Origin of the sequence: Caballeronia sp., assembly GCF_028292365.1 — a bacterium.
GTDB lineage: Bacteria > Pseudomonadota > Gammaproteobacteria > Burkholderiales > Burkholderiaceae > Caballeronia.
The window spans coordinates 1-6,883 of record NZ_JAQGMM010000340.1 but is presented as its reverse complement, the minus strand read 5'-3'; the positions used below and the strand labels follow the sequence as shown (position 1 = coordinate 6,883).

Sequence of the window (6,883 nt, the reverse complement as noted above, 5' to 3'; positions counted from 1 at the left end):
TGAAGTCGCCGCATGCGACACGGCGTTGTTGACCGTGGAGCCGGCGGGCGGTGTCATCGGCGCGCCGCCAAGCACGGCATAAGCCGGCGATACAACCAGCAAGCCCAATGTCAGCCCTGCTGTCAGGCTGACGAGCGCGGTTACGCGTCGCGAGCCGAATGAAATGATCGAAGTGTTCACTTCGCGTCCCCCGTTTCGATTATCTCAATATGCGCTATTTTGCCTTCTGCAACGCGCGCGCCACAAAAGCCAAAAAGAAAGCGCTGTCAGTATGCCAGCCGATTGAGTCGGAACCGGGAAAACGACGCTTCGTACAAACCTGTACGTTCAAGCGCCGATAGAAGACTGTCAGGGGAGAGAGGCTGCAGGAAACGGCTCGACGCGAGCAAGTGCCAGCACCTGCGCAGCGCCAAAGCCGTTCGGATTGTCAGAAGCCGAGACTGGCGAGCAGATCGTCGACTTGAGTCTGGTCCTGGACTACGTCGGTGCGGCCTTCCGGATTGATCTGCGGGCCGTTCAGCAAGGTATCCGACGAGCCCACCGAGCTCGATGCTGCCGCCAGCGCCGCCGCTTGTGCCGCAAATTGTTCGCGCCGTTCGGGCGCGATGTTCTCCAGCAGCACGCTGAGCAATTGCTGCTCTATCACGTACACCACGTCGGTAATCTTCTTGATCACCTGACCGGTCAGATCCTGGAAATCCTGCGCGAGCATGATTTCGAGTAACTGCGTATTGGTCGCGACCGTGTGGACCGGCACTTGCTGCAAAAAGCCCCGGGTATCGGCCAGCAAGGTCTTCACATCCGCTTTCTCGAGCGGCGAGTCATACCACTGCTCCCAGCGGGCATCGAGCGCCTGTGCGTCACGCTGCATGGTTTCCTGCAGCGGCTTCGCCAACTCGATGGCGTTCAGCGCGCGCTCGGCGGCCTGTTCCGTCATCGTCGCGACATATTTCAAACGGTCGCGTGCGTCCGGCACCATCTCGGCGGCGGCTTCCACTTGTTTGTCGAGGCCGAGTTCGCGCATGGAATCGCGCAGGGTCCGCGTTAGCTGGCCAATACGCGCCAGGATGCGGTCGCTCGATGCATCGGCGTCTTGCTCGGCGTCGATGAGCGTCTCGGGGTTCGTCATTTCGTTCACGATCAGCTCCCGGCCTTAGCCATCTTTTCGAGAATCTTAGACAGCTTCTCGTCGAGGGTCGCAGCCGTGAACGGCTTGACCACGTATCCGCTCGCGCCAGCTTGCGCCGCGGCAATAATGTTTTCCTTCTTCGATTCCGCCGTCACCATCAGCACGGGCAGATGGGCGAGCGCAGCGTCGCCGCGAATCTGCTTCAGCATTTCGAGGCCATCGAGATTCGGCATGTTCCAGTCGGAAATGACGAAATCGAAACCACCGCCGCGCAGACGTGCAAGACCGGCCGCGCCGTCTTCGGCTTCATCGACGTTGGAGAAACCCAGTTCCTTCAGCAGGTTTCGCACAATGCGCCGCATCGTCGGAAAATCGTCGACGACCAAAATCTTCATGTTCTTGTCCACCATCACTGCTCCTTGTGTTCCTGTGTTTTCTTCAAGCGGCGCACCGCGCCACGTTTCTATCCGAATTCGTTTGGGCGAGGGTTAAACGCGTTGCGTGCGTTCACCCATTGAACTGAGCCGCGCCATCACACGCCGGGTCATTTCCGCCAGCGGTGCGATCTCGCTGACCCCGCCCGTTGCAATAGCCTCACGCGGCATGCCGAACACCACGCAGCTCGCTTCGTCCTGCGCGAAGGTGTACGCGCCGGCTTGCTGCATCTCCAGCATCCCCTGCGCGCCGTCGCGGCCCATGCCGGTCAGGATCACGCCGAGCGCATTCTTGCCGGCGTTCTGCGCGGCGGACCGGAACAGCACATCAACAGAAGGACGGTGGCGGTTGACCGGCGGGGCATCGGAGAGATGCGCCACGTAGTTCGCACCGCTGCGCACGAGCACCAGATGGGCGTCGCCCGGTGCGATATACGCGTGGCCCGGCAACACACGTTCACCGTGCTCAGCTTCTTTCACCGCGATCCGGCACAGGCCGTTCAGGCGCTGTGCAAACGACTTCGTGAAGCCCGGCGGCATATGCTGCGCGATCATCACGCCGGGCGCGTCGGGCGGCAGCGGCACCAGCAGTTCTCGGATTGCTTCGGTGCCGCCCGTCGATGCCCCGACAATGATCAGCTTCTCGGTACTCACCAGCGGATTGTTCAGGTTCGGCGTGGGTTTCGCAGCGGCGGCAGCCGTGCCGCCAGCGCCAGGCGCGGCGTGCGCGACGTGAGGCGTCTGACGTACCCGTGCGCGTGCGGCTGCACGGATTTTGTCGGCGAGCTTTTCGGAATACTCAAGCATGCCGTCGCGAATCCCCACGCGCGGTTTCGTCACGAAATCCACCGCGCCGAGTTCCAGCGCGCGCAGTGTGATTTCCGAGCCACGTTCCGTCAGCGACGACACCATCACTACCGGCATCGGCCGCAGCCGCATCAGCTTCTCGAGGAAATCGAGGCCGTCCATGCGCGGCATTTCGACATCGAGTGTCAATACATCGGGGTTGTGCTGCTTGATCAACTCACGCGCCACCAGCGGATCAGGCGCGGTTGCGCACACGTGCATGTCGGGTTGCGAGTTGATGATCTCGGTCATCAAGCTGCGCACCAGCGCCGAGTCGTCGACGCACAGCACACTGATTTTCGGTTCCGTGTTCCGGGCCGTTGTCATGCTTCCTCCGCCGTCTTCGTGCGGACGGTTCGCTGCAGGCCGGCTGCGGCACCGAATAATTCGATGCGGGGTTTATCGGGTGTTGTAGCTTTGGGCCGGCTGAACAACTCGACACGCGCACGCGCCTTTGCAAGCCGTTCGCTGCGTGCTTCGGGTGTTTGCCGCGCGAGCGCTTTCTCGCGTTCGACCACACTAGGATCTTGTTGCGTGATGAGCTTCTTGACCATCGCCTGGCCGGTGCGCGGCATGAACGCGACCTTGCGCGGATACATGCCCTGCAGGTCTTCAGCCACGATGCGAATCTTTTCCAGCGCGAGATATCGGCGGACAAATTCCGAATTGCGATCGCCGATATTGATCGTCGTCATGCCCGCCAACACCGCGCCGCCGCCGAACACTTTCGCTTCGAAGCGCTCGCGCCGGCCGCCTCGTTTGATCATCTCGTTGATCAGCACTTCCATGGCGTAGGCGCCGTAACGCATGGAATCCGAGCTGGATTGCGACGCGTCGGAGCCGTCGTCGGGAAGCATGAAATGATTCATCCCGCCAATGCCCGCCGAGCGATCGTGAATGCAGGCCGCCACGCATGAACCGAGCACCGTGACGAGCACCATGTCTTCGCTCGTCATGTAGAACTCGTTCGGCAACAGCTTCACGCCCGGGAGCTTGAAGTGGTTATCGAAGTAAAGGTTCGATGCGATCGGCAAGCCGCTCATGCGAGCTCCCCGGCGAGCGTCTTGCCCGCTTTCTTGGCGGCTGCCGCTGCCGTTGCCGCCGCAGCCGCGTCACGCGTCAGCCCGTAGACGGTCTGGCCGCGCAGCTTGAACGCCTGCGTTACGTAGGTGAAATTTTCCGAGTGTCCGGCGAACAATAAACCGCCGCTTTTCATCAGCGGTTCGAAGCGCGTGAGCACTTGCGCCTGCGTGGGTTTATCGAAGTAGATCATCACGTTGCGGCAGAAGATCGCATCGAACTGTCCGGGCAGCGCGTACTTCGCGTCCGTCAGGTTCAATTGCTCGAACTTCACCAGCGCACGCACTTCCGGGCGGATCTTCACCATGCCGACATGCGCGCCCGTGCCCTTCAGGAAGAAACGCTTCAGGCGTTCGGCCCCAAGCGTCTTCACGGAATCCAGCGTATAGACACCCGCGTCGGCCTTCTGCAAGACCTGGCTGTCGATGTCCGTTGCAATCACCGTGCAATGGCGCGCGGCCGTGTCGCCGAGTGTTTCCATCAACGTCATGGCGATGGAATACGGCTCCTCTCCCGTCGATGCCGCCGAGCACCACACCGAGAACGGCTGCGGACGGCTTTTCGCGAACGTGGCGAGGATCGGGAAATGATGCGATTCGCGAAAGAACGCGGTCAGGTTCGTGGTCAGTGCGTTGGTAAAGGCTTCCCACTCGTCGCTATCCGGCTGGGCTTCCAGGCGCTCGAGATACACGCGGAACGAATCGATATTGCAGGCGCGCAGACGTCGCGCGAGACGGCTATACGCCATGTCGCGTTTATGTTCGGACAGCGAAATTCCCGCGCGCTCATGAATCAGCGCACGAATGCGGCCGAAATCGGCGTTGGTGAATTCGAAGTCCCGTTCCACTTCCGAACCGTTTCGGGTCCGGTCGCGGGGGGTATCGACGCTCGGGCGCGTTGCCATCATCTAGCCTTTGTTCTGCTGGAACGTGCATCGGCTGCATCCCGTACGGGTGTCCCGTAAGGCGTTGCACCGCATTTCTTCGACAACCACACGGCCCGTCGCGCTTCATTGAAATGCTCGTCAAGGAGCGCGATGCGATGGGCTTGCATGGTTGTCTGACACTGCCTTAAAAAGTTTCCCAGTCGCCGGACGCGGCCACTGCGAGCTTCGTGGCGGGCGCTTTCGCGACCGGCGTTGCCGGTGCTGAAGCGTTGACCGAAGCGGCCGGAGCCGGTGACGCAATAAGCTTATTAACGGCGCGATTAGCCGCGACGTTAGGCCGCGCGGCAACTTTAATCGCCGGGCTTGCGTGCGTCCGCGTGATGACCTTCGGTTCGAGCCGCGCGCGTGGGTCGCTGGACGATGCGTCGCTGCTGACTTGCCAGTGGCTGACCACGTCCTTCAGCTTGCGTGTCTGCTCTTCAAGCGATGCCGCCGCAGCCGCCGCTTGCTCAACCAGCGCCGCGTTCTGCTGCGTGACTTCGTCCATCTGTCCGACGGCGCGGCTCACCTGTTCAATGCCTTGCGACTGCTCGTCCGACGCGGCGCTGATCTCGCCCATGATGTCGGTGACGCGGCGCACGGCCTGCACGATTTCGTCCATCGTCTCGCCGGCGCGCGCGACCAGCACGGAGCCGCTTTCGACCTTCGCGGTGGAGTCGCCGATCAGCGACTTGATCTCTTTCGCCGCTGCCGCGCTGCGTTGCGCGAGACTACGGACTTCGCCTGCAACCACCGCAAAACCGCGCCCTTCTTCTCCCGCCCGCGCCGCTTCCACGGCCGCGTTCAGCGCGAGAATATTGGTCTGGAACGCAATGCCTTCAATCACGCCGATGATGTCGACCACCTTGCTCGAACTCGATGAAATCGCGCTCATGGTGTCCACGACCTGCTCCACCACCTGACCACCACGCGACGCGATATCCGACGCGTTGACGGCCAGTTGCGAAGCCTGGCGCGCGTTCTCGGCGTTCTGCTTCACGGTGCTCGTGAGCTGCTCCATGCTCGACGCCGTTTCCTGCAGCGACGCCGCCTGCTCTTCCGTACGCTGCGAGAGATCCGTGTTGCCGCTCGCGATTTCGCGCGCGCCGACATCGATGGATTCGGCACCGTGATGGACCGACCCGACCATCGTGGTCAGGTTCGTTCGCATCCGTTCAATACCGGCAAACAAGCGGCCGATCTCGTTGGTCTTGTCCGTGTGCGCGGACTTCGTCAGATCGCCTTTGGCAATGCGCTCAAAGTGATCGACGGCGTCATTAATCGGCTGCACGATCATGCCGCCGAGCGCAACGCGTGTGGCGATCAGCGTGAGCACAGCCAGCACCATCACGCCGACAATCACCTCGATCAGCAACGTGATGCTCGCCGCCGCATCCGCACGCAACTGCACGGCGTGCTTCTGCGTCAGGTCGACCGTGACAGCCGTAGCGGCGTCGAAGGCGATGAACATCGGGCTGATCTTCGTGTCGGCGATCGCGTGATACGCAGCCATGTCGTTCGCGCGCATTGCCGCGAATTCGGGTTCCACGCCGTCGTGGATCAGCGTGTCATGCTTCGCGACGATGTCGTCGAGCGTGGCTTGCGGCAGCATCGGCTTGGGTGTCGACACGAAAAGCTTCCAGCTCTCGTTCGATTTATCGAGCAGGAACTGCCCGCGATCGAGCGCCTTCTTCGCTTCGTCAGTGTTGTTCGCTTCCGTCAGCCCGCGCACGCGGTCGAGCGCCACGCGCGAGCGCAGCAGGTTCGACGACGCGTCGTTAAGTGCGCGCATGGACACCATATCGCTGTCCGCCAGTGAGGAAAGCGAATTGCCCGCCGAGCGCAAGCCGTTCAGCGACAGCGCGCTGACCACGGCAGCGAAGCCGACGAACAGCAGGCCCACGAGCGTCAGCGTGGTACGAATCGACCAGTTCTTAAGCATGTCTTCTTCCCGACCAGCGTGTTGATAGCCAACTAGTTGAAGCCTCAGGCGGTCACGGCGACGGAGTCGATCAACTCCATCTCCTTGCTCGTCATCAACTTTTCGATATCCATCAGGATCAGCATCCGGCCATCTACAGTGCCGAGGCCCGTCAGATATTCGGTGGTGAGCGTGGCGCCGAATTCCGGCGCCGGCATGACCTGATCGGCTTGCAGCGTGAGGACATCGGACACGCCGTCGACCACCATGCCGACCACGCGATGCGCCACGTTCAGGATGATCACGACCGTCTGGTTGTCGTACTCGACGCGACCGAGATTGAACTTGATGCGCATGTCGACGATCGGCACAATAATGCCGCGCAAGTTGATCACGCCCTTGATGAACGCCGGTGCGTTAGCGATGCGCGTGACGTTGTCGTAGCCGCGAATTTCCTGCACCTTCAGGATGTCGATGCCGTACTCTTCCGCGCCCAGCGTGAAGACGAGGAATTCCTGTCCTGCCGCTTCAGCCTGGCTGACACGTTG

Annotated in this window: 7 protein-coding genes and 1 pseudogene; all 8 read right to left on the bottom strand. The window is 61.6% G+C overall.

Translation table 11 applies throughout. The features are described 5' to 3' along the window. A pseudogene (locus JWR14_RS20545) lies at nt 1-180 on the bottom strand (hypothetical protein); the annotation flags it as partial. A gap of 247 nt (nt 181-427) precedes the next feature. Next, entirely contained in the window at nt 428-1,129 is a 702-nt protein-coding gene (gene cheZ / locus JWR14_RS20540; protein WP_299710580.1) for a protein phosphatase CheZ, read from the bottom strand. 11 nt (nt 1,130-1,140) lie between these two features. Then, the gene (gene cheY / locus JWR14_RS20535) at nt 1,141-1,536 is read right to left on the bottom strand and encodes a chemotaxis response regulator CheY (RefSeq protein WP_299710577.1); all 396 of its coding nucleotides are present in this window, start codon (nt 1,534-1,536) and stop codon (nt 1,141-1,143) included. A gap of 81 nt (nt 1,537-1,617) precedes the next feature. Continuing rightward, complete coding sequence (locus JWR14_RS20530) at nt 1,618-2,736, bottom strand: chemotaxis response regulator protein-glutamate methylesterase (protein ID WP_299710574.1); 1,119 nt, start codon at nt 2,734-2,736, stop codon at nt 1,618-1,620. Continuing rightward, nucleotides 2,733-3,452 (bottom strand): chemoreceptor glutamine deamidase CheD, encoded by a 720-nt coding sequence (cheD, locus tag JWR14_RS20525; RefSeq protein ID WP_299710571.1) that lies wholly within the window; start codon nt 3,450-3,452, stop codon nt 2,733-2,735. Before cheD ends, JWR14_RS20530 begins: the two co-directional genes overlap by 4 nt. Then, nucleotides 3,449-4,396, bottom strand: a complete 948-nt coding sequence (locus JWR14_RS20520; protein WP_299710568.1) for a CheR family methyltransferase — start codon at nt 4,394-4,396, stop codon at nt 3,449-3,451. The genes cheD and JWR14_RS20520 overlap by 4 nt, the downstream gene beginning before the upstream one ends. Nucleotides 4,397-4,559: 163 nt before the next feature. Further along, nucleotides 4,560-6,356, bottom strand: a complete 1,797-nt coding sequence (locus tag JWR14_RS20515) for a methyl-accepting chemotaxis protein (RefSeq protein WP_299710565.1) — start codon at nt 6,354-6,356, stop codon at nt 4,560-4,562. Nucleotides 6,357-6,400: 44 nt separating this feature from the next. Next, on the bottom strand, nt 6,401-6,883 hold a 483-nt coding region (gene cheW / locus JWR14_RS20510; protein WP_299710562.1), incomplete at its 5' end, for a chemotaxis protein CheW.

Coding starts and splice junctions, on each gene's coding strand:
- cheZ (WP_299710580.1), bottom strand. CDS start 1,129: ATGACGAACCCCGAGACGCTCATCGACGCCGAGCAAGACGCCGATGCA.
- JWR14_RS20520 (WP_299710568.1), bottom strand. CDS start 4,396: ATGATGGCAACGCGCCCGAGCGTCGATACCCCCCGCGACCGGACCCGA.
- JWR14_RS20530 (WP_299710574.1), bottom strand. CDS start 2,736: ATGACAACGGCCCGGAACACGGAACCGAAAATCAGTGTGCTGTGCGTC.
- cheD (WP_299710571.1), bottom strand. CDS start 3,452: ATGAGCGGCTTGCCGATCGCATCGAACCTTTACTTCGATAACCACTTC.
- JWR14_RS20515 (WP_299710565.1), bottom strand. CDS start 6,356: ATGCTTAAGAACTGGTCGATTCGTACCACGCTGACGCTCGTGGGCCTG.